Here is a 26439-nt window from a genome sequence, read left to right on the forward strand (position 1 = left end):
AAAGAGGTGAATGGAAGAGTGATTGAACATGATGATTTTCAACTGAAAGCAGCGGCGAAGGAAAGGGTGAGGGAAAGAGCCTACTGGACATCGATCTTATCAGGTGTCCAGCTTGATGGCCGCATTCCTCATACGGTTTCAAAGGCCGAGCCTGCTGCAATGAACCGATCGCTTCATTCGTCCTTCCCTGTGGCTATGAATCATTCGTTAAAACAATTATGCGGAGATTCTGATTTGCGGCTGTTTATCGTGCTAACCACAGCAGCTTTTGGCTTGCTTCAACGTTATAGCGGAAAAACTGAGTTGATGGTGACTGTTCCTACAATGGAACAGTCTGCCAATCAATCCGCCATCAATCATATGCTGCCGCTTAAGGCAGAGATTGAGCCTCATATGAGCTTTAGCGCAGGGCTAGAGGCAGTGAAACAATCGTTTCAGGAGGCAGTGCGTCATCAAAACTATCCTGTTCAAATATTAATGGATGAGCTTTGGCGTTCAGTAGGAGAAGACAAGAAGCGTGTCAATCTGGCATGTGCATTTGAACCATTGCATGGGCATGCTGACCGAGAGCAGCTGCATGCGGATGTGCTTATTGTTTGGAAGAAAGAACAAGATCACCTTCATGCTGAAGTTCACTGGGATGCTTCCATTTATGATGACCACATGATGGAGCAGTTCTCCAATCATTTCATGGGATTCACAGAGCAATGTCTCGAAACGCCTGAGCAAATGATGAGCACACACTCATTTTTATCTGATGTAGAGAAAAGTCAGCTGTTTGATTCGTTTCAAGGGGAGTCGCTCGCTTATCCAGTGGACCGTGATATTGTGTCGTTATTTCAACAACAAGTTCGATTGCATCCAGCACGAACGGCTGTTGTGTTTGGCACTACCTCCTATACATATGAAGAGGTTGATCATTTATCTGATCGCATTGCGCTTAGACTGTCTCAAAGTCAGATAACACGTGAGACTCCTGTTGGACTCAAAATGTATCGATCTGCTGAACTAGTCATTGCCATTCTTGGCATCTTAAAGGCGGGCTATGCTTATTTACCGATTGATGTCCATCTGCCGATCGAAAGAATTCGGTATATGCTCAAAAACAGCGGCGCTGCAGCTATTGTCTCGGATGCAGAAGGACACGAAGGATTGGATGTCGAGGTTCATGTGATTCAAGACATGCTTCAAGAATCATCAATAAAAGAGAATCTGACTTGGTCTATCTCGCCTTCCGATATGGCGTATGTCCTGTATACATCAGGTACAACAGGGCATCCGAAAGGTGTCGTTATCGAACATCGTCATGTCATTAATTTGGTATATGGAATGAAAACGCGCTTTTTTGATCTGCTCCCTGATCCTTTGCAAGTAGGGATGCTAGCTTCACACATTTTTGATGCGTCTGTTCAAACATTGTTCCCAGCATTGCTCCTCGGACATACGCTGCATATTGCCAAAGATGAAGTCCGTATGGATGGGCATGCGTTATGGTCGTTTTACCAAGAACATCACATTCAGCTGTCTGATGTGACCCCCTCCCACTTGAAGCTGATGAACAAAGCAGCAGCGCAATCAAGACAAGACCTGCCTGCGTTGAACATGTTGCTGGTTGGCGGAGAGGTGTTCACAAAAGAGCTGATGGATCAATTTTTACAGCATATATCAGGTGAAAAACCGATCATGATTAATGCGTATGGGCCGACTGAATGTACGGTTCAGTCATCATCCTTTTTGATTCCCCAAGACTGGGATGAGCAAGTCATTCCTATTGGGCAGCCGATGCCGAATGAACATATTTTCATATGTGACGCGCAAGGAGAGCCAGTTCCGATTGGGGTCTTTGGAGAGTTATATATAACAGGCGATGGTGTAGGTCGTGGGTACATCAATCACCCTGATCTGAGCAAGGAGAAATTTATTAAAAAACCAGAGCTCAGCAGCGGGATGTTATACCGTACGGGAGACCTTGCAAGATGGCGGTTTGATGGTTTATTAGAATTTGCAAAGAGAAACGACGGTCAAGTGAAAATTAGGGGATATCGAATTGAGCTAGAGGAAATCCGCAGAGCGATTCTTGATGACCCGCATATGCAAGGATTGATTCAAGATGTCATTGTCATTCCTAAGGAAACGCAGGATCAGGACCAATACATTTGCGCATACATGATGGCAAAACAAGTGATAGATCAGCGCGCGCTTCGTCAGTCTTTAAGTGATAGATTACCAGGTTATATGGTGCCGAGACATGTCATCCAAATAGAGCAATTTCCTTTAAATCTATCAGGGAAATTGGATATCCAAGCACTGCCGAATCCAGAAGATCAGCTGGTAGACAATCAAGAGCCTGTGACCATTCAAGCACATAATGAAACAGAGCAGAAGCTTGTTCGCATTTTCGCCGCTATTTTACAAGTCCCTGCTTCGCAGATTCGTATAGATGAACCGTTTTTTGACTTAGGCGGGAACTCTTTTAATATCGTTGAGTTGTCCAATAAAGTGAAAGAGGAATTTCAGCAGGAGCTGACAGTGATGGAGCTGTTCCAATTTACAACTGTTTCACAAATAGCTGCTCAATTAAAAAACAAAGCATCAGGGCAAGAGAAACAAATCGAAGATGATGGAGAAAATGAAGCGGATGACTTAGAAAGTGCCGCTCAACTGTTAGGCGGGATGATAGATGAGTAAGTTTACAGGATTAGAGGTTGCAGTGGTTGGGATGGCCTGCCGTTTTCCAGGAGCAAAGAATATTCATCATTTTTGGGACAACCTTGCAAATGGAAGAGAGTCTATTACGTTCTTTTCGAAGGAAGAGCTTCTTGAGGCAGGGGTTGAGAAAGAAGCATTGGATCATGAGCAATATGTATGTGCCAAAGGAGCAGTTGATCAGCATGATCATTTTGATGCAGATTTCTTTGGTTATTCACAGCGTGAAGCAGAAGTAATGGACCCGCAGATCCGCATGTTTCATGAGGTGGCGTGGGAATCTCTTGAAGATGCAGGCTATAACCCTGAAACCTATCAGGAACCAATTGGTTTATTTGGAGCCGCCTCTGCTAATTTATATTGGCAAGCTGCTTCCATGCTGATGAGAACGAATCACTCTTCCGAACAATTTGCGGCTGTTCAGTTAACAGATAAAGACTTCATGAACACAAAGGTATCTTATAAATTGAATTTGAAGGGGCCGAGCGTAGCTGTTGATACAGCTTGTTCTTCCTCTTTGACTGCCATTCATATGGCGGCGCGCGCCTTAATTACCGGAGAATGTAAAATGGCTCTCGCAGGCGGCGTCACCATTACGACCCCTCACAAAAAAGGATACATGTATCAAGAGGGGATGATCATGTCGCCAGATGGGCACTGCCGGGCTTTTGATGAACAGGCAGAAGGTACCGTAGGCGGTGAGGGCTGCGGCGTTGTTGTGCTCAAATCATTAAAGCAGGCACTAAAAGATAAGGACCATATCTATGGCGTGATTAAAGGTTCAGCCTATAACAATGACGGCGGGCGGAAGGTTGGCTACACAGCACCAAGTATAGAAGGACAAAGCGAAGTGATTAAAAAGGCACTCAACATCAGTCGTGTAGAAGCTGAGAGTATTTCTTATATTGAAGCACATGGCACAGGTACAACTCTTGGAGATCCGGTTGAAATTGAGTCACTAAAGAAAGCCTTTCAAACGGATAAAAAACAGTTTTGTGCGATTGGGTCTGTGAAAACCAATATTGGTCATCTTGATTCAGCCGCAGGGGTTGCAGGTTTTATCAAGACAACGCTTAGTCTGTACCATCAGATGCTGCCGCCTAGCCTTCATTATAAAAAGCCGAATCCGAAAATTGATTTTGAATCAAGTCCATTTTATGTCAATACAACACCCGTACCATGGACGAAAACAGAGCAGCCGCTGCGTGCCGGAGTTAGTTCATTTGGAGTCGGTGGAACGAATGTACATCTGATCATGGAAGAGGCACCCGCTGCAGACAAACCGTCAGTAGAAAGAGATCATGAACTAATGGTGATTTCTGCAAGATCGAAGCAGGCGGTTCAAAAATCTGCTGAACAAATGACATCTTATTTAAAAGATCAAAAGCGTGTCACACTATCCGACGCTGCCTTTACACTGCAAGAGGGCAGAAAGCATTTTCCTTATCGACAAGCTTTTCTTGCAGGTCCTGACCGCACATTCCAGTCAGCGGGACAGCCGCAAAAGGCCTTTCAACAGCCTGCAGTCGTCTGGATGTTTTCTGGACAAGGTGCTCAGTATGTGAATATGGGCAAAGATTTATATGAGAAAGATCCTGAATTTAAACAAATGCTTCAGAAATGTTTTGCCATCATTTTATCTTTATCAGGTGTTGAGATCGAGAACGTGTTATACCCAACAACCGAAGAAGAGTTCATAAAAGCAGAACAGCTCATGCAGCAAACATCATATACACAAATCATCTTGTTTAGTTTTGAGTATGCGCTCGCATCGAAGCTGATGGGACTAGGCATACGTCCGCATTATTTCATTGGTCATAGCATTGGAGAAATAACAGCTGCCTGCGTGGCCGGTATTATTCACCTTGAAGATGCAATCCGTATCGTTTTAAAAAGAGGCAGTTTGATGCAAAAAATGCCTCGGGGTGAAATGGCCGGAGTGTCACTCTCTGCCGAAGAGATTGAACATGATCTTCCTGAAGGTGTCGAGCTTTCTGCGGTGAATAGCTCGCAATTATCTGTTGTTTCCGGTCCTTCAGAACGATTACAGATCTATCTCGAACAAGCTGAAAAAAGAGGAGCTTCTGTCCAAACATTGAAAACCTCTCACGCCTTTCATACGAGTATGATGGCTGAAGCGTCCGAACAGTTTAAGCATGTTCTCTTGGAAATCACCTATCAACAGGGCGAGATTCCGATTCTTTCGAATGTGACAGGGAACTGGTTAACAAATGAGCAAGCATCATCGCCTGATTACTGGGCATCTCATATCAGGCAGCCTGTTTTATTTAGTCAAGGATTAGAGACGTTACTTGGACTTGGAGAAGTGGTTTTCATTGAAGTGGGGCCAGGTCATACGTTGACTCAATTTGTGAAACGACATGAGGACTATGATGTGAACAAAGCAGCAGCTGTTTCATTGGTGAGACACCCAAAAGAACAAGCTGCTGATGATGAATATATGAAAAAAGCTATAGGGAAGCTGTGGAGTTTTGGAGTGGAACCGAACTGGAGCGCTGTCAGAAAAGAAAAGGCCCCATATCGAGTGTCACTGCCAACATATCCATTCGAGCATCAAATATTCCCCTCTCCGCAGTTTAAAGCAGATCAGCTGATGACCGCTATAGCGCCATCAGAAAAGGGTGAGAAATTCTCCGCTGATTTTGAAGACTGGTTTTATATACCGGTGTGGGAGCGCTCTGCACCTGTACTAAAAGAGCAGCATCATCAAGGGAAGCGTATCTTGGTTTTTGAGAAAAGTGGTCATATTGGCGACTATTTGAAAGAACGGCATGCAGAAGTTGTCAGCGTCTGTCAAAGTGATCATACGATCAAAGAAAATGACCAGTTGATGAAGGCTGACGTTCATATGCTGTCACACTTAGAGTGGGTTATAGCTGAACTGCACCAATCTGGGTTTATACCGGAAGAGATCATCTGGATGCATGATGAACTGACAGAAGATACAGGTGATCAGCCAAACTACTTATCTGTACTCGATCTCGTCAGGCTCATCAGTCAGCATCATAACACAACCATCCGTCTTCATCTTGTGACAAATCAAGCGCATGATGTCATCGGGATGGAGAAGGTCAATCCTCTTCAAGCAACATGCACTGGACTAGCTCTGACCATTCCTCAAGAATATCAGCATATTGCGTGTCAGCACGTTGATTTATGTCAGGAAACAAAGGCGGACTGGCCGCTATTTCTTTCATATGAGGTGGCAATGCACGATCAAGAGGCGCTTGTGGCGTATCGGGGGAACAGCAGGTGGGTTCGAAAAGCTTCAAGTACACCTTTAAGTAAAGAGGAATCGTCCACGCAGCCTTTCAGGACTCATGGTGTTTACCTCCTGACCGGCGGTATGGGAGGCATTGGCTTCACACTAGCTCAACATTTAGCAGAAACGTATCAAGCAAAACTTGTGTTCCTCAGCCGATCACAAATACGTGAACGCTCTGCATGGCATGAGCTGAGTGATGCAGATGGGAAAGAAGCTGAAACCGTGAAAAAGCTGATGACTCTTGAAGAGTTAGGAGCTGATGTACTAACTGTACACGGTGATGTGTCGGATAAAGACGCTGTGCAGAAAGCGGTCCAGCTGGCTCATACAACGTTTGGCGATTTACATGGTGTCATCCATGCGGCAGGAGAGGCAGATGGGAAGATCATCCAAGCAAGAACAGCAGACGATGAAATTCGCATGTGTCAGGCAAAAATCAACGGGACCTATGTGCTGGATGAAGCACTCAAGAATGAAACGCTCGACTTCGTTTTACTTTGTTCATCCCTAGTGTCTTTTCTTGGAGCGGCTGGACAAGTGGCTTATGCGGCTTCCAATGCTTTTATGGACAGCTTTGCTCATGCGAAGAGGCAGGAAGGAAAGCCAGTGATTTCTTTAAACTGGGATCGATGGGAAAAAGTCGGTATGGCACACGACTCAGCATTAGCGGCCAAAGTCAATGACATGATGGCGCTCGAGGAGGAGGCGGGAATTTCACCAGAAGAAGGAATCAAGGCCTTTCAGGAAGTGCTTCGTCTAGACTATCCACAAATTCTTGTTTCTGTTCGAGACATGGGTGAGAGAATAAAGCACCGCTTAACACCTATGCAGGAGGAAAAAGAGTCGTCGCAACAAATATCGCAGGTCATAGATGATCGCCTAGAAGTCTCATTGAGTGATGCACTCAGCTCCTTTTTTCCTCATGAACCGGATGTGAATGAGAACTTCTTTGAAATGGGTGCGACATCCCTTGATTTGCTGCAGATGAGCGGTCATATTAAATCAATTTATGGGATAGAGGTTCCAGTGGTCATGATGTATAGTCATCCAACGATCGCGTCATTGGCTGCAGAACTGAAGAAGATACATGGCGTGAAGGAAGAAAAGCAAGCTGTCACTGAATCATCTAATCTCCGCAAACAGGCGATGGCAGATGGGAAAAACCGCCGTAAACAGAGATTAAAACGAAAATAGATGGGAGAAATGCAGCGTATGTCTGATCAAGAGCAATGGAGCGAATCTGGACTTGAAATTGCAGTTGTAGGATTAGCAGGTACATTTCCTGGGGCACCGAATGTGCAAGCGTTTTGGGAAAATGTGTCGCAAGGGAAAGAATCCGTTACGTTTTTCACTGATGAAGAATTAAAGGCAGCGGGTGTAGATGAGACGCTGCTAAAACGTTCTGATTATGTCAAGGCAAAGCCATATTTAAAACATGCATCATCATTTGATGCAGACTTTTTTGGCTACTCTCCACGAGAGGCATCAATTATGGACCCGCAAATTCGATTGATGCATGAATGCACATGGCATGCGCTTGAGGATGCAGGCTATGAACCTGAGCAATACGAAGGTTTAATTGGTCTTTATGCTGGGGCATCTAGCAATCTATCGTGGATGGGGCAGCATATGTCGTCACTTGCAAAGAACGAAGATGTGTTTCAAATCATGCATCTCAATGACCCATCCTTTGCTTCTCGAATTGCCTATAAATTAAATCTAAAAGGTCCAAGCGTATCGGTGCAAACGGCTTGCTCCACATCACTTGTTGCGATCCATATGGCCTGCCAAGGATTAATCGGCGGTGAATGTGACCTTGCGTTAGCTGGAGGTGTCACACTTCATCAGCCGCAAATCACAGGCTATCAATACCAAGAAGGAATGATTTATTCTCCTGATGGTCATTGCCGTCCGTTTGATGAAAAAGCAAAAGGAACCGTTTTTGGTGAAGGTGCAGGCGTTGTTGCACTAAAACGATTAAAAGATGCGATAGAAGATGGAGATTTTATTTATGCTGTCGTAAAAGGATCTGCAACGAACAATGATGGAAGTAATAAAGTCGGCTATACAGCCCCAAGTGTGAGTGGACAGGCAAGTGTTATTGAATCTGCGTTAGAAATGGCTGAGACAGAACCAGAGACGATTTCTTATATCGAAGCACATGGAACGGGTACGCCTGTTGGAGATCCGATTGAGATTGAGGCGCTTACTCGTGCTTTTCAAACAGATCAACAAGGCTATTGCCGAATTGGATCAGTCAAAGCCAATATTGGTCATTTAGATGCCGCAAGCGGCGTAGCTGGTTTTATCAAAACAGTCATGATGCTGCATCATCGTCAATTTGCCCCGATGCCGCACTTTGAGAAGCCGAATCACCGTATTTCTTTTGATCAAACCCCATTTTATGTTGGGACAGACAAAGAGGAGTGGAAGACATCTCAATTGCCAAGGAGAGCTGGAGTCAGTGCCTTTGGTATAGGGGGAGCAAATGCTCATGTCATCTTAGAAGAGGCACAGCCGAGAAAAACAAACAGCAAGGCCTCGTCCAAAGAATTAATTGTGCTCTCAGCTAGATCAATGCATGATCTGAAGAACATGACAAAAAACTTAAAGGAATATGTCTCCTCACATCCTGATCTCTCACTTGGTGAAGCAGCTTATACCTTACAAAGTGGAAGAAAGGCTTTCAAATATCGAAAAGCGTTTGTCTGTTCCACGCGGGAAGAGTTATTAGCGGAGCTGCAATTGCTGAATGAAGAGACAGCAGGCAGAGAAAGTCATCTTTATAAACGGATCAACATGAAGCTGAAGGGGTACCATGAGTCAGGTTTACGTGATTACATCGAGCTGTATGAGAAAGATCCTTCTTTCAAAACAGAAGTGGATCGAATCGTAAGCCTTGTCCAACCCGCTTTACCTATCAAAAAAGATGAGCTGTTCCATCCTAAACAAAGCCGTCAATCAGAAGTGGCGATGCTGATCATGACATCGGCTTTTGCTAACATGCTAAGATCACTCGGAATTGAACCAGATGGCTGGATTGGAGAAGGCAGCGGAGTCTGGACAGCTTTATATGCAGCAGGCGGCCTTGAGCTAAATGATGCGGTATCTATTGTGTACCATCTTCATGACACCGAGATGGTTAATCAAAGGCTGGCTTCCCTGCCTCAGAGGACACTAAAGCAGCCTGTTTACTTGCAGCAAACCGGGGAGGAACTAATCACTTTCGACCCATCGTCTGCAAAAGGTCTTCTTAATATGGATCAGCCTGTAAAATCACCAATGATTGAGCAAGAATCACCAGCTTTGATCATTGACCTTTCAATGAAACAAGGGATTGTATTTGAAAAGGGAGCAGAAAAAACAACCGAACCACTTGATGGAGACATGCTTCAAATCGCAGGTGTTCTTTGGGAAATAGGAGTCGGCTTAGCCTTTCCTTTAACAGATGAGAAGAACAGGCAGCGTATTCCGCTGCCTGGGTACCCATTTCATAAAACCGATTTCTCTGCACAAACAAATACGATGGCAGCCATTGAACCGCAAAAGCCGCAGAATGAACAGCGTGTCTTTGCTTCACTCGCTTCTTTACAAAAAGAGATTCACGACATTGTGCAAACTCATTTTGGGTTTGATCAAATGGATGATGAATCGCCATTTTTTGAATTTGGTGCGACATCCCTTGATATTTCTCAGCTTGCAGCGAAAATATCTGAGCACATGGACAAGCAAATTGACACTGTGCAATTGTATCGGTTTGCGACAGTGGCAAGTCTTGCTGAATATTTATTTGAAGAACAGTCAGAACAGGTTCAAACGCCTGCTTCTCGCCCAGTAAAAAACACGTCCCAAGAGCATACGGATATTGCGATTGTCGGAATGGCTGGAAGATTCCCAGGAGCTTCATCGCTAGAAGACTTTTGGCAGCGTCTTGTGAATGGCGAGGAAATGATTCACTTTTTCACAGAAGAAGAGCTCAAGAAAGCAGGGCTGGATGCGTCTGTCTACCAGCATCCGAATTTCATTGGAGCAAAAGGTCGTTTACAAGAGATCGAAGGCTTTGATGCAGACTTCTTTAACTATTCTGCTAGAGAGGCAGAGCTAATGGATCCGCAGTTCAGGCTCTTGCATGAATGTGCTTGGGAAGCGCTGGAGGATGCTGGCTGTGACCCTGATCGAATGGCAGGGAAAATTGGCGTTTATACAGGAACGAGTCCAAACCATGAGTGGCTGACGCGCTTTGCCCATCAAATGGAAGCAACTGAGCAGTTCAGCGCCATGCTGTTAAATGATCGTGAGTTTTTTAGTACGCAGCTTTCTTATAAATTGAATTTGCACGGGCCTAGTGTGACCATGCAGACAGCTTGTTCGACCTCACTTGTCAACATAGGCATGGCCTGTCAAGCATTATTGAATCAAGAATGTGATGCCGCACTGGCTGGCGGTGTGACGGTCAGTTCTCCAGAAAATATCGGCTACATCTATCAAGATGGGATGATTCAATCAAAAGATGGACATTGCCGTCCGTTTGACCAAGAGGCGAGCGGAACCATTTTCGGAGATGGAGCGGGGATTGTTTTACTAAAACGTTATGAAGATGCGATGAGAGACGGCAACCCGATTCATGCGGTCATCAAAGGGGTTGGTGTGAACAATGATGGCAGCCGAAAAGCTGGTTTTACCGCTCCGAGTGTGGAAGGACAAGCAGAGGTTTTAAAAGAAACGTATGAAAAATCAGGTATCGATCCCGCGTCTATCGGTTATATAGAAGCTCACGGTACGGGGACAAAAATGGGAGATCCAATTGAGGTATCCGCTCTTAGCCAAGTGTTCAAAGGGACAGATCCGCTGACGATTCCGATCGGTTCTGTGAAAAGTAATGTCGGACACTTAAATAGTGCGGCAGGGATTGCAGGTCTGTTTAAAGCCATTTTGGCTCTCCAGCATAAAACGATCCCGCCAACCATTCATTATGAATCACCCAATCAGGAAATTCCTTTCAAAGATACACCGTTTTATGTGAATCAAAAGGCGTTGTATTGGAAGGAAGCAGATGGTCCGAGAAGAGCGGGAGTTAGCTCTTTTGGTATCGGCGGAACGAACGCTCATATGATCATAGAAGAGGGCATACAGGCGAAGCAAAAACCAGCTTCTACCCAAAAGCAGCTGCTCGTCTTATCTGCTAAAACAGATACTGCTTTAGCGAAAATGACAGAGCAATTAAAGCAGTATGTGATCCAGCATCCTCAAGTCCCGCTTGAAGATATTGCTTATACATTGCGGTATGGCAGAAAGCAGTTTCCATACCGAAAAGCGATCGTACTCGCGTCTGCTGATGAATGGATGCAGCAGAAACAGCTTGAAACGAGTGTGTTCCGAAGCCAAAAATGGCGCAAAGCAACCTTTATGTTTTCAGGTCAAGGCGCTCAGTATGCTGGTATGATGCGCGGGTTATATGATGCAGAGCCAGTGTTCAAATGGGAAGTAGATAGATGCTTTAAATATGTAATGGAAACGGAGCAAGTGGATTTAAAGGGCATTGTTTTTTCCGAGGATGAAACGAACGAAGACATCACAAAAACGTCAAATGCCCAGCCGCTCCTCTTTATATTTGAGTATGCATTAGCCAAATTGCTTCAACATAGCGGTGTTGAGCCAGAATCAATGATTGGACACAGTATCGGCGAATACGTTGCCGCTTGTTTGTCAGGGGTCTTTTCTCTCGAGTCTGCATTAACACTCGTGATGGCAAGAGGAAGATTAATGCAAGACATGGAAAAAGGCGCGATGCTTAGTGTGCAATTACCAGAGGCGGAACTCGTCTCGATGATCGATGAATCGCTTTCTGTTGCTGCTGTCAATGCAAAAGACCTTTGTGTCGTTTCTGGAAGAGAAGAGTATATCGCTGCATTTGAAAAGAAACTGCAAGACAAAGGAATTATCACAAGACAGCTCCATACTTCTCATGCCTTTCATTCCTACATGATGGAGCCGATGCTTGAGGCGTTTCAACAAATCGTAGAAAAAGTAGAATTGCAAGAGCCGGTGATTCCGTTTATATCGAATGTCACAGGCACATGGGCGACAAGTGAAGATGTGATGACAGCATCTTATTGGACGAACCACCTGCGTGGAACCGTTCGTTTTCATGAAGGTCTATCTCAGCTGTTAACCGATGAAGTACGAGCACTCATTGAAGTTGGACCTGGAAACAGCTTGACGGCATTAGCGAAACGTCATGAAAACAAAGAGTCACATCATGATGTCCTGAATATGGTGAGGCATACGAGAGAACAAGCGGATGACCATGCATATTTCTTAAAGAGAATAGGAGAGCTATGGGCAGGGGGCTACGAGGTCAAAGCGCAGCAACATCCAACTCAAGAGGAACGTCAGCTCGTATCGCTGCCGACCTATCCATTTGAGCGGAAACGATATTGGATTGAAGCAGGAAAGTCCGCGTCTCCGCAGCTATCCGCCCCTAAGGAAACGAAGAAGAAAGAGATGGAAGAATGGTTCTACCTGCCTTCATGGGAACAGCAGCCGCTAAAACCAGTTTTCGAAAAAGAAACAGAAGAACAAACGTGGCTCATTTTCAGGGAACATGATGCTTTTCATGAACTGTTTACCCATTCATTTAAGCAAAAAGGGATCAAGGTCATTTCTGTCACAAAGGGTGAAGCTTATCAAGAGCAAGATGATTCGTTTACGATCAATCCGGCAGAAGGCCAGCACTACCGAAATATGCTAGATTCATTGTCTAATAGAGGCATCAATATCCAGCGGATTCTGCATTTATGGGAAGCTGCGAAAGAAGATGACAACTCGAATCGTCAAGCTGCTTTTCAGGCGCACATTGAAAAAGGCTATTACAGTTTAATTTTCTTATCTCAAGCGATTGCTGCCCAAAAAAATATTCGAGAATGCCGTCTGTTTACGATCACTAGCGGAATTCAGCCAGTCACAGGCAATGAGACGATATGTGCAGAGAAAAGTGCAATGCTTGGACCATGTAAAGTCATTTCACAGGAATACCATCATATTAAGTGCTGGAATATCGATGTGGAAGACGTGCCAGAAGTCATGTCTTGGAAGGAGCAAGTCCTTGTCGATCTTATTTTGCAGGAAATCATGCAGCCTGGAAAGGACCAGCTTGTGGCGTATCGTCATCGAAAGCGCTGGGTAGAGAGCTACAAGCATTTGCCGCTACAAAAAGAAGATGGACTTCCGAAGATGATCAGGCCAAATGGTGTGTATCTGATCACAGGAGGTTTAGGTGGTATCGGATTTGTTCTGTCAAAGATGCTGGCGAAGGAAGGAAATGTACATCTTTATTTAACTGGAAGAACGGCATTGCCGCCAAGAAATGAATGGGCGTCATATGTTCAACAAGCAAATGCCGATGAAGCGCAGCGCACGAGAATTGAAAAGGTGCTTGAGCTCGAACGATTAGGGGCAACAGTAGAAGCGGTGCAGGCGAATGCAGGAGATCTTGATCAGATGAAACGTGTATTTGATGCCATTCGCAAAAAGCATGGCGGCGTTCATGGTGTATTCCATGCAGCAGGATTACCAGGAAGTACATCCTTCCGTGCCATCAAAGATATCCCTTCTACACTGGCGCAGGGAGAGGATCAATTCCAATCAAAGGTGAAAGGACTTGATGTGCTAGAGCAGCTGCTGGAACAAGAACAAGCAGACTTTTGTCTTCTCTTTTCTTCCATTAGTGCATTGCTTGGGGGCTTAGGATTCTCTGCTTACTCAGCGGCTAACTTATATATGGATGCATTTGCAGCTAGACTTAATCAACATAGTCAAACCCCGTGGATGTGTGTGAACTGGGATGCATGGAATTTCTGGGGTGAGCTAGAATCCACAATTGGTGAATCGATCAATGAGCTTGCGATTTTACCAGAAGAGGGTGCTGAGCTGTTCCAGTATGTTCTGTCTAACCGGCAGAATCGACACATGCTCGTGTCCACAGGAAATCTTGTTGAACGGATAGATCAATGGCTGTCACTAGAGTCTAAGACCGCACCAGATGAGGATTCATATGAAGTGTCTAAGCACGAAAGACCAGAGCTGGGCAATCCATATGTGGCGCCGCGAAATGAAACTGAAAAAGCGATCTGTCAAGTATGGCAGGATTTTATGGGCATGGAACAAGTGGGCATTCACGACAATTTCTTTGATCTTGGCGCAAGCTCGCTGGATATTGTTCAAGTCACCAATCGGTTAAATCAAGCACTTCAAACAAATGAAGCGGTTGTGACCTTGTTTACGTACCCTTCTGTTGCAGAGCTTGCGAAATATATCCAGCCTTCTGAGGACTCGAAGGAAGAAGCGATGGAAGAAGAACTAGCCGTCGTCACTTCCGGTGATCGAAGAGCTCGTTTTAAACAGCAACGGAATAAAAGATTGAGAGGCGGAATCGAGAATGAATGATACAACGAATCACTATCATGGCGCAGAAATTGCTGTTATCGGTCTTGCAGGTCGTTTTCCAGGGGCCAAAAATGTAGATGAGTACTGGGAGAATCTGAAAAAAGGAAAAGAAACAATATCCTTTTTTACAGAAGATGAATTACGGCGTGAAGGTACAGATGAAGCTTTATTAAAAAACCCCCGTTTTGTTAAAGCAAAAGGAATGCTAGATGATGTGGATTTATTTGATGCAGATTTCTTTGACTATACACCAAAGGAAGCGGCTATGATGGACCCGCAGTTCAGACTGTTTCATGAATGTGTTTGGACGGCGCTTGAAGACGCAGGGTACGATCCGTTTGAATATAAAGGGCAAATCGGTCTTTATACAGGTGCAGGGATCAATACAGAATGGGTCATGAGAGCACTTCAAGGGGCGGCTCAAGGTGAGGATTCGAAAACACTGGAAGCTGCCGTTCTGAATATGCGTGATTATTTAGCGACGATGATTTCATATAAATTAAATCTGAAGGGACCGAGTATGGTGGTACAAACCGCCTGCTCGACCTCGATGGTATCGATTCATTTAGCCGTTCAGGCTTTATTAAGCGGCGACTGTCATATGGCAGTTGCAGGCGGCGTGTCCATTCGCCTGCCGCAAAAATCGGGCTATCTGTATCAAGAAGGCATGATCCATTCATCTGACGGACATTGCCGCGTCTTTGATAACAAAGCCGATGGAACCGTTTTTGGTGATGGTGCAGGTGCTGTTATTTTAAAAAATTTAGAGGATGCCATTGAAGACGGCGATCACATTTATGCTGTCATTAAAGGATCATCTATTAATAATGACGGAAATAGAAAAGTAGGATATACAGCACCAAGTACGAAAGGTCAAGTTTCAGCGATTAAGACAGCACTTCGAATGGCTGAGGTGGAACCTGAAACCATTTCGTACATTGAAGCACATGGAACCGGGACAACCCTCGGAGATCCGATCGAAATTGAAGCGCTCAAGCAAGCATTTGATACAGATAAAAAAGGCTTTTGCCGCATTGGGTCTGTCAAATCGAATGTTGGTCATTTGAATGATGCATCAGGTGTCGCGGGCTTTATTAAAACCGTTTTAAGCTTAAAGCATCAAGTGATTCCGCCGACCATTCATTTTGAAACACCAAATGAAAAAATTGAGTTTGCCGATTCGCCTTTTGTTGTAAACACAGATTTGACGCCATGGAGCACGCAGGAATCTCCTCGCCGGGCAGGTGTAAGCTCATTTGGGATAGGTGGAACAAATGCTCATGTCATTTTAGAAGAAGCACCTGCTGCACGTGTAGCAGCAGATAGCCCTGAGGATAGTGAACTTCTTTTATTATCTGCCAAAACACCAGCAGCTCTTGAAAAAATGACGGATCGTCTTGCGGACTACTTACTCCAGCATCAGCAGCAAGTCCGTCTAAGTGACGTTGCCTATACGCTGCAAACGGGTCGCCATCATTTTCCGCATAAACGTGTCATTCTTGGAAGTAACACGGCTGACATGCTACAGGCGCTCAGTCAAAGGTCAAAAGAGGTGGTCAAGACGGCCAGCTCCCAAACATCAAGCCGTCCAGTCGTCTTTCTTTTCCCAGGCCAAGGATCTCAGTATGTAGACATGGGGCGTCAGCTTTATGACAAATATCCAGTCTTTAAGGAAGCGCTGGATCAATGCTTGAATCAATTCAAACAGCATGTCTCAGTTGACCCATTTCGTCTTTTATTTTCAACAGAAGAAAGTGGTGATCGTCAGCTGATCAACCAAACAGAATACACGCAGCCGCTTCTGTTTAGTGTGGAATATGCTTTGGCTAAATTGCTGATTCATTTTGGCGTCAAACCGCAGGCACTGATCGGCCACAGTATTGGAGAATACACGGCTGCTGCGGTATCTGGTTTACTATCTGTTGAAGATGCCGTAGATCTTGTGGCTTATCGCGGACAGCTCATTAGCCAGCTTCCAAAAGGCTCTATGCTGAGCGTTCCTTTGAGTGAACAGAACGTGCTGTCATATTTAACAGATGATCTTTCACTTGCAGCAGTAAATGGTCCTGAATTGTGCGTAATGTCAGGTGAGACCGCAGCCATTGATGCACTTGCTGAGAAGCTGGAGGCTGCTGGACATGGGTGTAGAAAGCTCCACACCTCTCATGCCTTCCATTCTAAAATGATGGATGACATCTTGCCATCATTTAAAGAAAAGGTCGCCGAGTATCAATTGAATGCGCCGTCTATCCCGTATATTTCTAACGTCACAGGTTCGTGGATTGACCATGAAGCAGTGCAAGACCCGGCATATTGGGCTGATCACTTGCGGCAAGCAGTTCGTTTCCGTGATGGAGCGGAGACATTATTAACGGAGCTTAATCCTATTTTCGTTGAAGTCGGGCCGGGGAATACGTTAAGTGCCTTTATTCGCCAAGCTTCAAAGGAACATCATCAGCAGTCGATTCCATTAATGCGTCATCCAAAAGAAGAGGCAGCCGACGACCGCTACCTGCTGGGAAGATTGGGTGACATCTGGCTTCAAGGGGTGCCGGTTGACTGGACAAGATTACGAAATCAGACATCAAATCAAAAAGTATCCTTGCCAACCTATCCGTTTGAACGACAACGATATTGGATTGAAAAGGTAGATACAGCCGCATTATCTTCATCTTCAGGTGTGCAAATGGTGGTGCCAAAGGAAAACAAGACACAGGAAATAGAAGAAAACAATCAAGTCCATGCCGCCGCATCGAATGACATTGAGGCAACGTTACAGCGGATGTGGAAAGACATTTTAGGAATTGAAAAGGTGGAAAGAGACGACCATTTCTTTGAGCTTGGGGGACATTCGTTAAATGCCACCGGTCTCATTTCTCAAATTCACAAAGAGTTTGGTGTAGAGCTAACGCTCACAGATATGTTTAACAATCCGACGATTGAAAAGCTCCAAGCATTCATCGAGAAGGCTGAGAAGCATCAATATTTCAAGATTGAACCAGTCGAAAAGAAAGACACGTATCCATTATCTGCTGCTCAAAGACGGACATTCCTCATTCATCAGCGTATTGGTCAAGTGACCTCTTACAACATGCCGATGGCACTAAGATGTAAAGGGGAAATTGACGTCGAGCGCTTTGAGCAGACCTTCAAGCAATTAATTGATCGTCATGAAACCTTGCGAACGACCTTTGAATTAAAAGATGGTGAACCGGTTCAGCGGGTCCATGATGACTTCCAGTTTGCTGTTGAATTGACAGAGGCTGATGAAGAAGGATTAGAAGCACAAATCGATGAATTCATTCGTCCATTTGACTTAAAGGCTGCACCATTGATCCGTGTGCGTTTTGTGAAAATCGCAGCTCATGATCACCTCTTATTAGTCGATATGCATAATATTGTGGCGGATGGAGCGAGCATGAACATCTTTATTAAAGAATTTACTGAGCTCTATCGAGGGGAAACCTTGCCGGAACTCACTGTTCAATATAAAGATTATGCAGAATGGCAAGACAAATATTTCCGCAGCGAGATGTTCCAAAAGCAGCAGGATTATTGGAAGCAGCAAATTGGCTCAAATGTGCCAACTTTGACAATGCCATATGATTTTGAACGGAAGGAACAATCCTTCTTAGGAAGAGCGATCAAATTCAATATTGAACCGCACATCGTGGAGAAAATTGAACAGCTTGCTGAACAGTATCAGCTGACAAATAACGTCATCTTGTTCCAGCTCTATGGACTGCTGCTCTCACGTTATGCAGATCAAGAGAAGCTGATTGTTGGGTCACTTGTGGCTGGAAGACGTCATGCAGATATCGAGCATACAATTGGCATGTTCACAAACTTCCTGCCTATTAAACTAGACATGGTACAAGACGCAACCTTTACAGATCAACTGGCGCAGACAAAGCAAGTGCTGCTGGATGCGTATGACCATCAAGAGTACCCATTTGACCAAATGGTCGAGCATCTGAATCCAAAAACAAGACCGCATCGCAATCCATTTTTTGATACAATGCTCATTTACCATAATGAGTACGATCCGAATATTAAAATCGAAGCCGATGGACTAACATTTGAAACACATGAGTTTGCAAAGGGAATTTCCAAACTCGATATGAAAATGGATGTTGTTAGAGAAGTAACAGGTGAGTTAAAGTGCGTCCTTCAATACAATCTTGCACTGTTTACACATGAGACAATGCAAGCGTTCGTCAAGCACTTCGAGCACTTGGTCGAACAGGCTGTTCAAACACCTGATCAATTGCTCAAGGATTTCGCTGTTCTTTCACAGGAAGAAGAACAGGCAGCAAAGGAGAAAAGGGAGCGTGCAGAGGAAAAAGCACCGCTCGTACTAACGGTCAGCTCGACATTTACAGCAGATCCGATCGCACCTTACATTCAGTACTGGACCAAACAGTTTGACGTGCAGCTGGATGTTCAATTTGCACCGTATGGGCAGGTATATCAGGAATTATTAAATGAGCGCAGCCTTATCTCACAGAAGAAAAACGGTGCGAACCTTCTGCTCATTCGTTTAGAGGATATTACAGGCCCAGCTCATCTTTCACTGGAAGAAAAGAAAAAACAGGCTGCAGAGCATGCTGAAGAACTTGCAAGCGTTCTGAAATCAAAAACGAAACATAACCTATATTTTGTTGGGATTCTGCCGATAAGTGCTGCTCTTAAAGACACGCTGCAAGATGTGGAACAAGAGTGGATTACTCAATTATCTGAGATAGACGGTGTTCAATTGATCGATTGCCGTCAGCTTGCGCAGCAATATCAGATGGATGACATCTTTGATGCAAAAGGAGAGCAAGCCGCACATCTCCCATTCACAGAAGTCTTTTGTGGAGCCATCGGAACAAAAGTCGCACGCGAGTTCATTGCATGGCAAGGTGCACCATTTAAGGTAGCAGCCATTGATTGTGATCACACGCTTTGGAGAGGTGTCGTTTCAGAAGACGGTATAGAAGGCATCGATATTACGCCAGAACATCAAATGCTTCAGCGCTTTTTAAAACAAAAGCAAAAAGAAGGTCTCTTGCTTGTCTTAAGCAGCAGGAATAATGAAGAAGATGTGTGGCGCGTGTTTGAAAACCACCCAGATATGATCTTGCAAAAAGACGATATTGTCGACTGGCGGATCAATTGGGAAAGTAAACCGGCACATCTCAAAGAGATGGCAGATTCACTGAATCTTTCATTATCTCAGTTTATTTTCTTAGACGATGATCCTGCTCAGTGCTTGCGTATGAATGAAGAGCTGCCTGAAGTGATGACACTGCTGTTACCTGCCAATGAAAAAGCGATTCCATTATTCGCCCAGCATGCTTGGGCATTCGACCACTATGATATTACAGATGAAGATAGAGGGCGAACAACGAGCTACAAGGCTGAAAAAGCTCGTCAAAAAGAGCAAGCAGAATCGCCGTCTATGGAGCAATTTTTACAAGATTTGAATTTGAACATGAGTGTAACAGAGTGGGAAGAAAAGCACCTTGCCCGCGTGGCGCAAATGAGCAGCCGCATTAACCAATTCCGTTTAAATGATCAACGCTTTGATGAACAGCAGCTAAGAGAGCGATTGGAAAATGAGCGTGTTCAGGGCTGGATTATTGAGTCAGCGGATCGCTTCAGTCATGAAGGAATTGTAGGGGCGATCTTGGCTCATCATGCAGGCGACACCTTGACCATCGATGCATGGATGCTAAGCTGCCGTGCGCTAGGGAAAGGGATTGAGCAAAAATGTCTGACATGGCTCGCTGAGTATAGCCGTCAGCACCAGATTTCTGCTATTGAATTCACATTTGCATCGACTGGACGTAATGAGCTGTTCAAGTCATTTATGAAAGAAAACAAGATGCAGGAGATTGAAGAGCAGCAAACATACCGTATACAAGTGGAAGAAATCGGTTCACTAAGTGATCACATTCAGATTGTTGACCACCTGTCACCTCGTCAGCACCCGGCTGAAGAAATAGAGGGTCAAAGGGTGGAGACAGTAAGTCATTCAGCTTCTGAAGGTTACACATGGGAAACGGTTCAAACAGATCAAACGCTGCACAGCGGTTATGTAAAAGCCCTTAAGGTACATGATCAAGAAGGTCTTCGATCATTATTAAAGACAGAACTAACGCAGGATCAAGGACTTTACGCACAGCCCACTAATGAACGCGAGGCATTGCTTCTTGAGATTTGGTGTGACATTCTTCATGTGGAAAAAGTAGGAATTGACAACGACTTTTTCGATTTGGGAGGAAATTCTTTACTTGCTGTCAAAATGGAAGTAGAGATTGAAAAGAAGGGTTGGTATGTTGATGATTTGAATTTTGCTGAAAAACACACCATTCGAGAATTAGCAAAATATATGAAGAGGGAGAATCAGCATGCATAAAGATGTAAAAGCCATATATGAAGAATCAAAAATTTTAGATGAGGCCACTCATTTATACGGAGTCCAGCGAAGTGACATCCACTTTATCGCAGATGCAGAAAACTATGTGTATGAACTTAAAAAAGACGGAGAGTCTTTCATTTTAAAAATTACCCATACCATCCGCAGATCACCTGATTATATTTTAGGTGAAATGGAATGGCTCCATCACTTAGCGAAGGGCGGACTTTCGGTTGCAAAACCAATTGCGTCATTAAATGGTCGTGATATCGAGCAAGTAGACGATGGGCAAGGTGGTTCATTTTTGCTACGAGTCTATGAAAAAGCACCAGGTCATAAAGTTGAAGAGGCAGACTGGAATGATGAATTATTTTATGCGCTTGGACAGTACACAGGCCGCATGCATAAACTGACAAAAAGCTATCAGCTGTCAGACCCGCGATATAAAAGACAAGAGTGGGATGAAGAGGAGCAGCTTAAATTACGTAAGTATGTACCAGCCGATCAGACGCTTGTGTTCGAACAAGCGGATCGGTTGATGGAAAAGCTGTCAAAGCTTCCGAAAAATCAGGATACGTACGGATTGGTTCATGCGGATCTTCATCACGGAAACTTCCACTGGGATCAAGGCAAAATTACGACCTTTGATTTCGATGATATCGGGTACAATTGGTTTATGAATGATATTAGCATTTTGCTATACAATGTGTTGTGGTACCCAGTCATTCCATACGAAGACAAAGCAGCTTTTGCAGGAAACTTTATGAAGCAGTTCCTTAAAGGCTATCGTGAAGAGAATGAGCTTGGGGATGAGTGGCTTGCCTACATTCCTGACTTCCTTCGCTTACGTCACGTGCTGATCTATGGCTTGCTGCATCAAGCATTTGATTTGGCTACCATCGGAGAAGAAGAGAAGGCCATGCTCGCTAGCTTCCGCTCCGACATTGAGCAAGCAGCGCCGATTACAACGTTTGACTTTACAAAGCTAAGTCAATCTTAACAACAAAATCCCCGCCTCTGTGATAAGGCGGGGATTGTTTTTTTATGGGCGATAGGTGGACGGTGATTCAATGATGTGAAACAGATTCTTTCCTTGCTTTGTATTATCGATCCAGCCTTGAAATGCTGCTTTCCCAGGTCCATATGCATAGACAGGGACATCCTCACCTGTATGAGCAAAGGTTGTCCAGCCTGAGAAAGAACGCTGATCAAAGATGTGTTGAATGCTGAGTTGAATCGTACTGGCTTTCCCTGATTGTGCCGCATTCTCCACCTGTGAGATTTCCTCTTTTGTGAGTGAGAAATCTATATTGGTGTGAAGAACATCACGTACTGATTGTCCGTCTGCGATTTTCTTTGCCATATACACTGGTGTTTTCTTAGCAGCTAGAATGGGGGCTGGGTCCCATTTATAGCCGGTTTCACTTGTCATGCCGTCTGCACCAAACGAAAAGCCGCCAGTCGCATGATCTGCTGTGATGACGACGAGGGTTTCTTGATCCTTTTTAGCGAATTGAAGAGCCGTTTGAACTGCTTTCTCAAAATCCTCCATCTCACTCATGGCACCGACCACATCATTTTCATGTCCAGCAGAATCAATGGTACTGCCTTCAAGCAGCATGAAAAACCCATGCGAATTGTCTTGATTTAATTGGGTCAATGCTGCCAGTGTCATGTCTTTTAAAGTAGGCACATGCTTTGGACGATCGATGGCTCGATCCAGCTCGTCCTCTTGGAATAAGCCGAGCATTTTCGAAGATGATTGGGAAGTTAAATCATCTTTTGACCTTAGAATGGAATACCCGCTCTTTTTAAATTCTTTCACAAGATCACGGTCTTTTCGGTCAAAATATTGCATTCCGCCACCTAGAAGGATATCAACTTTGTGCTCTCCGTTTATTTTCTCATCAAAAAAGTGGTCTGCAATTTGTTCTTTGTTTTTTCGGGAGACGTTATGTGTGCCAAAAGCGGCAGGTGTCGCATCGGTGATGTCAGATGAGACAACAAAGGCTGTTTTCATTTGTGCTTCCTTTGCTGCTTCAACGACACTTCTAAGAGGTTCTTTATCTTGGTTGACGGCGATGGCATCATTGTATGTCTTTTTTCCAGTCGCCATGGCCGTGGCTGCGGCAGCTGAGTCGGTAATATTATCTCGAGGATCATCTGGGTGTGTGGTCTGCATCCCGACTAAATGCGGGTCCCAGACGGTTTGTGCTTTTGGAGAACCAAGCTTTTCTTGCTTGAATGTGCGGTAGGCTTTGATCACGGGCATCCCCATTCCATCGCCAACGATAAAAATAATATTTTTTGGTGTCTTCGTTTGTTTCTTGTCTGCTGCATTTGTTGATACGGGAGTGACATAATGTGAGGTCAATAAAGCAGCGAATACGAGTACTGCTAGAATTCCACTCATAAGATAAATACGTTTTTTACGATCCATAGAGCCCATGAAAAATCCCCTTTTATCATTTATTTCATAATTTGTATTTTATTTGAATGAAGGCGATGGTTCAACCCCTTTTCCCATAAAAAAAGGTGATGAGACTTTTGCCTCATCACCTTTTATACCGTATCACACTTGACGCCAACGACGCCTTCTAGATCTTTAATATCAAAATACACATCAGTTGTATAGCGATCTTTATGCACGCGTACACGTACTTCCATAATCGGATAGTTCTTTTCTGTTAAATCATCAATACGAACAGAATGAATGCGAATATTGAGGGCTTTCATTTCTTTTAAAATATCCGTCATACGGTTTCGATCAGAAAGAGACATTCTGATGCGTATTTCTTTTTCCTGTAAGCGAATCGGTCCGATCCGCTGGAAGAGCCACGGTAGAAATTCGACACTAACCAGAATAAAGAAAAGACTGAGGAAGGCTTCTTTATAAAATCCTGCACCTGTTGCAACCCCAAGTCCTGCTGCTCCCCAGATCATCGCAGAAGTCGTAAGACCTGAGATGACATCATTGCTTTTTCGCAGAATCACACCTGCTCCAATAAAACCAACACCAGAAATAATTTGCGCCGGTAACCTGAGTGGGTCCATTTGAAGCCTAGAGACTCGAGGGAAATTGTAGGCTGCATCAATGCTGATGATGGTTAACACGCAGGAGCTGACAGCAATGACAATACACGTTTTTAAGCCGAGCGGCTTTTTCTTCAGCTCTCGTTCGAGCCCAATAATCAAACCGATTAAGGTGGCCACGGCTAACTTTAAGACTGTATCCCATTCAATCGTCCAAAACATGCGTATCGCTCCTTCACTTCATGTACGTTTCACATCATGTATATGATCTTCTCACAGCCCATATGGCTGCACAACTTCTATTTTATTCAGAAATGGGAGAAAGAAAAGCATTTTATTTAAAAAAGAGAGTCATCCGCTTAAGGCAGATGACCCCTCATGTTCTTTATTTTGATTCTTCTTCAAGATGATTTTCCATTTTGGTAAACAGCTTTTTAGAAGCTTTAGATGGTTTATTGGTCAAGAGGCTGACAATGATGGCAGTCAAACCACTTAAAATAAATCCTGGAACCATTTCGTACAAGCCAGTTGTATTATTCAAGCCGGTTGAAATCCATGTTAAGACTACAACTGCCCCAACAACCATTCCTGCTAGTGCACCGTGATGGTTCATTCGCTTCCAATATAGGCATAGAAGGATGACTGGACCAAATGAAGATCCAAAACCTGCCCAAGCATAACCAACAAGGTCAAGAATGGTATCACTTGGATTAAGTGAAAGACAAAGCGCGACAATGGCAACGACCAATACAGACATACGTCCAATCATCACTAGTTCTTTGTCTGACGCTTTTCTTCTAAAGAAAGTCCGGTATAAATCCTCTGTCATTGCACTTGCAGTCACAAGCAGCTGTGAAGAAATCGAACTCATAATCGCAGCTAAAATAGCAGAGAGTAAAAATCCAGTAATATACGGATGGAATAACACCTTAGAAAACACAATAAAAATGGTTTCTGGGTCTGCTAAAGTGGTACTAGTCTCATGTACATAAGCGACACCGACTAATCCAACAGACAGTGAACCAATAACAGACACAATCATCCAGCTCATACCGATACGACGTGCTGGTTTTAAATCTTTTACAGTCGTAATGGCCATGAATCGAACAATAATGTGCGGCTGTCCAAAGTAACCAAGCCCCCATGCTAAGAAGGAAATAATGCCAATGACGCTCGTTCCTCTGAATATATCAAGCAATTTTGGATCAATTTGTTGGATATCTTGATACGTGGCAATTGGGCCACCTAATTGAGTAAAGGCAACGATCGGCACGAGCACTAATGCTAAAAACATAATGGCTCCTTGAACAAAATCAGTTAAGCTAACTGCCAAAAAGCCGCCGAATAAAGTGTATAAGATCACGATACTAGAGGTTAAAATTAAACCAAACATATAATTGGCACCAAACGCAGATTCGAATAAACGACCGCCAGATACCATACCTGATGAGGTGTACAGTGTAAAGAAAATCATAATAATGACAGCCGAGACAGCTTTTAATAAAGTAGAAGAATCTCTAAATCGTTTGTCAAAAAAGTCTGGAATGGTGATCGCATCATCAGCAACCTCAGTATACGATCGTAAGCGAGGAGCTAAAAATAGATAATTCAAGTAAGCCCCGCTAATCAAACCAACAGCAAGCCATCCTGACGAAAGCCCTGTTGTATACATCGCGCCTGGAAGTCCCATGAGCATCCAGCCGCTCATATCTGAAGCACCAGCAGATAGAGCTGTCACGTAAGGACCCAGCCCGCGTCCGCCCAACATATAATCATTCAAGTCATTTGTTTTTCTAAATGCATACCAGCCAATGGCCAGCATTCCAATAAAATAAATAGATAGAGAAATTCCAATTTCAATACTCATGTTTCCATATCACCTTTTTCGTATTAATTTGACATCACCTCATTCAAAATATACAAGAACATCCAATTCGTTTGTCTGCTCACTGCTATGGTTACTTAACCTAACAGAGTATTCCCTGCTGATCAACCTTCTTAAACCTCTTTCTTACATAAAAAAAAGCGTAAATGATTGATGAGAATCTATATGTAAGCGTTACCAAAAACATTTAAAAGAAAAAATTTTCTGATAAATATTCAACCTCTGATACAAATTATTTTCATACTTTCTAGTTTGGGGTGAATGGCTACCATCTCAAGCCTGCGTAAAGTTGCTTTAGAACAGTAAAATTTGATATGATAAAGTGTATATGACTTATGATCATGACCACGAACACGTATCATTTTTGGAGGTGAACCTGCATGTCTAGAATTTCAATAGAAGAAGTAAAGCACGTGGCGCATTTGGCACGGCTTGCAATTACAGAAGAAGAAGCTGAGATGTTTACTGAACAGCTTGATAGCATCATTTCATTTGCAGAGCAGTTAAACGAGGTAGATACGGAAAACGTTGAACCAACAACACACGTATTAAAAATGAAAAACGTCATGAGAGAAGATGTTCCGAATAAAGGTCTTTCCATTGAGGCAGTTATCAAAAACGCGCCTGATCATAAAGACGGCTATATTCGTGTGCCATCAATTTTGGACTAAAGGAGGCCTG

Annotated in this window: 9 protein-coding genes; 6 read left to right on the plus strand and 3 right to left on the minus strand. The window is 44.0% G+C overall.

Going from position 1 to position 26439, the window contains the following annotated elements; genetic code table 11:
• Positions 1-18 precede the first annotated feature (18 nt).
• The 5 genes from ACQYAC_RS16575 to ACQYAC_RS16595 are packed head-to-tail and all read left to right on the plus strand — an operon-like array spanning position 19 to position 21840.
• The gene (locus tag ACQYAC_RS16575; protein WP_429943719.1) at positions 19-2688 is read left to right on the plus strand and encodes a non-ribosomal peptide synthetase; all 2670 of its coding nucleotides are present in this window, start codon (positions 19-21) and stop codon (positions 2686-2688) included.
• A complete protein-coding gene (locus ACQYAC_RS16580) occupies positions 2681-7186 on the plus strand; it encodes an SDR family NAD(P)-dependent oxidoreductase (protein ID WP_429943720.1) in 4506 nt (1501 codons plus the stop codon). Before ACQYAC_RS16575 ends, ACQYAC_RS16580 begins: the two co-directional genes overlap by 8 nt.
• A gap of 18 nt (positions 7187-7204) precedes the next feature.
• On the plus strand, positions 7205-14437 hold the full coding sequence (locus ACQYAC_RS16585; RefSeq protein ID WP_429943721.1) for an SDR family NAD(P)-dependent oxidoreductase: 7233 nt from the start codon (positions 7205-7207) through the stop codon (positions 14435-14437).
• Entirely contained in the window at positions 14430-20840 is a 6411-nt protein-coding gene (locus ACQYAC_RS16590; protein WP_429943722.1) for an HAD-IIIC family phosphatase, read from the plus strand. The genes ACQYAC_RS16585 and ACQYAC_RS16590 overlap by 8 nt, the downstream gene beginning before the upstream one ends.
• Entirely contained in the window at positions 20833-21840 is a 1008-nt protein-coding gene (locus ACQYAC_RS16595; RefSeq protein WP_061407032.1) for a phosphotransferase enzyme family protein, read from the plus strand. Before ACQYAC_RS16590 ends, ACQYAC_RS16595 begins: the two co-directional genes overlap by 8 nt.
• Positions 21841-21882: 42 nt before the next feature.
• Here the strand turns inward: ACQYAC_RS16595 and ACQYAC_RS16600 are convergent, their stop codons facing one another.
• The 3 genes from ACQYAC_RS16600 to putP form a co-directional block, all read right to left on the minus strand.
• On the minus strand, positions 21883-23289 hold the full coding sequence (locus ACQYAC_RS16600; protein WP_429943723.1) for an alkaline phosphatase: 1407 nt from the start codon (positions 23287-23289) through the stop codon (positions 21883-21885).
• A 113-nt stretch (positions 23290-23402) separates the two neighbouring features.
• Entirely contained in the window at positions 23403-24095 is a 693-nt protein-coding gene (locus tag ACQYAC_RS16605; protein ID WP_050945740.1) for an MgtC/SapB family protein, read from the minus strand.
• A gap of 163 nt (positions 24096-24258) precedes the next feature.
• A complete protein-coding gene (gene putP, locus ACQYAC_RS16610; protein WP_169057283.1) occupies positions 24259-25740 on the minus strand; it encodes a sodium/proline symporter PutP in 1482 nt (493 codons plus the stop codon).
• 398 nt (positions 25741-26138) lie between these two features.
• Between putP and gatC the strand changes: the two genes are divergently transcribed.
• Positions 26139-26429 carry an Asp-tRNA(Asn)/Glu-tRNA(Gln) amidotransferase subunit GatC gene (gene gatC / locus ACQYAC_RS16615; protein WP_003213898.1) on the plus strand — a complete coding sequence of 97 codons (291 nt, stop codon included), beginning with the start codon at positions 26139-26141 and terminating at the stop codon, positions 26427-26429.
• Positions 26430-26439: the final 10 nt, after the last annotated feature.

The sequence above is a fragment of the Bacillus sp. MM09(2025) genome, assembly GCF_050496725.1.
GTDB lineage: Bacteria > Bacillota > Bacilli > Bacillales > Bacillaceae > Bacillus > Bacillus pumilus.

Excerpts from the sequence above, each read along its gene's own strand:
- ACQYAC_RS16580 (WP_429943720.1), top strand. The coding sequence starts at position 2,681 with ATGAGTAAGTTTACAGGATTAGAGGTTGCAGTGGTTGGGATGGCCTGC.
- ACQYAC_RS16585 (WP_429943721.1), top strand. The coding sequence starts at position 7,205 with ATGTCTGATCAAGAGCAATGGAGCGAATCTGGACTTGAAATTGCAGTT.
- ACQYAC_RS16590 (WP_429943722.1), top strand. The coding sequence starts at position 14,430 with ATGAATGATACAACGAATCACTATCATGGCGCAGAAATTGCTGTTATC.
- ACQYAC_RS16595 (WP_061407032.1), top strand. The coding sequence starts at position 20,833 with ATGCATAAAGATGTAAAAGCCATATATGAAGAATCAAAAATTTTAGAT.
- ACQYAC_RS16600 (WP_429943723.1), bottom strand. The coding sequence starts at position 23,289 with ATGGGCTCTATGGATCGTAAAAAACGTATTTATCTTATGAGTGGAATT.
- ACQYAC_RS16605 (WP_050945740.1), bottom strand. The coding sequence starts at position 24,095 with ATGTTTTGGACGATTGAATGGGATACAGTCTTAAAGTTAGCCGTGGCC.
- putP (WP_169057283.1), bottom strand. The coding sequence starts at position 25,740 with ATGAGTATTGAAATTGGAATTTCTCTATCTATTTATTTTATTGGAATG.
- gatC (WP_003213898.1), top strand. The coding sequence starts at position 26,139 with ATGTCTAGAATTTCAATAGAAGAAGTAAAGCACGTGGCGCATTTGGCA.